This window comes from uncultured Shewanella sp., from assembly GCF_947497935.1.
In the GTDB taxonomy this organism is placed as follows: domain Bacteria; phylum Pseudomonadota; class Gammaproteobacteria; order Enterobacterales; family Shewanellaceae; genus Shewanella.
In genome coordinates this window covers 1-931 of record NZ_CANMIO010000050.1, presented here as the reverse complement: position 1 = coordinate 931, position 931 = coordinate 1, and the positions used below count along the sequence as shown (strand labels likewise).

7 tRNA genes are annotated in these 931 nt (G+C 46.0%); all 7 read left to right on the top strand.

Annotation, left to right across the window (positions count from 1 at the left end):
• The first annotated feature begins 1 nt into the window (after window position 1).
• Window positions 2-76: transfer RNA gene (locus tag Q1A86_RS21125), tRNA-Gln, on the top strand.
• 5 nt (window positions 77-81) lie between these two features.
• Window positions 82-158, top strand: a tRNA-Met gene (locus tag Q1A86_RS21120).
• A 141-nt stretch (window positions 159-299) separates the two neighbouring features.
• Window positions 300-384: transfer RNA gene (locus Q1A86_RS21115), tRNA-Leu, on the top strand.
• Window positions 385-431: 47 nt separating this feature from the next.
• Window positions 432-506: transfer RNA gene (locus Q1A86_RS21110), tRNA-Gln, on the top strand.
• A 5-nt stretch (window positions 507-511) separates the two neighbouring features.
• Window positions 512-588, top strand: a tRNA-Met gene (locus Q1A86_RS21105).
• A 135-nt stretch (window positions 589-723) separates the two neighbouring features.
• Window positions 724-808, top strand: a tRNA-Leu gene (locus Q1A86_RS21100).
• A 47-nt stretch (window positions 809-855) separates the two neighbouring features.
• Window positions 856-930: transfer RNA gene (locus Q1A86_RS21095), tRNA-Gln, on the top strand.
• Window position 931: the final 1 nt, after the last annotated feature.

The following is a 931-nucleotide window of genomic DNA, read 5'->3' as shown; positions in this document are numbered from 1 at the left end:
TTGGGGTATCGCCAAGCGGTAAGGCACCGGGTTTTGATCTCGGCATTCCCAGGTTCAAATCCTGGTACCCCAGCCATCTTTGGCAATGTAGCTCAGCTGGTTAGAGCACAGCACTCATAATGCTGGGGTCGCAGGTTCAAGTCCCGCCATTGCTACCATCTTTATTCTGGATGTAAAATAGAGTCATCTTAATCTAGATGTAAAAACTGATACTGTGTTGATGTGGTGGATGTTGAAGTTAGACACGCCATGCTTAATCACAGAGACCATCTTAATCTAGATGTAAAACTTGATGCAGTGCGGGAGTGGTGGAATTGGTAGACACGCCAGATTTAGGTTCTGGTGCCGCAAGGTGTGAGAGTTCAAGTCTCTCTTCCCGTACCATTTAATTTAAGTGATGAGCTAAGGCTTGTTACTGAAAGCAAGATTTTTGGGGTATCGCCAAGCGGTAAGGCACCGGGTTTTGATCTCGGCATTCCCAGGTTCAAATCCTGGTACCCCAGCCATCTTTGGCAATGTAGCTCAGCTGGTTAGAGCACAGCACTCATAATGCTGGGGTCGCAGGTTCAAGTCCCGCCATTGCTACCATCTTTATTCTGGATGTAAAATAGAGTCATCTTAATCTAGATGTAAAACTTGATACTGTGTTGACGTGGTGGATGTTGATATTAGACGCGCTATTTTTAGACACCATCTTAATCTAGATGTAAAAATTGATGCAGTGCGGGAGTGGTGGAATTGGTAGACACGCCAGATTTAGGTTCTGGTGCCGCAAGGTGTGAGAGTTCAAGTCTCTCTTCCCGTACCATTTATTTTAAGTGATGAGCTAAGGCTTGTTACTGAAAGCAAGATTTTTGGGGTATCGCCAAGCGGTAAGGCACCGGGTTTTGATCTCGGCATTCCCAGGTTCAAATCCTGGTACCCCAGCCAT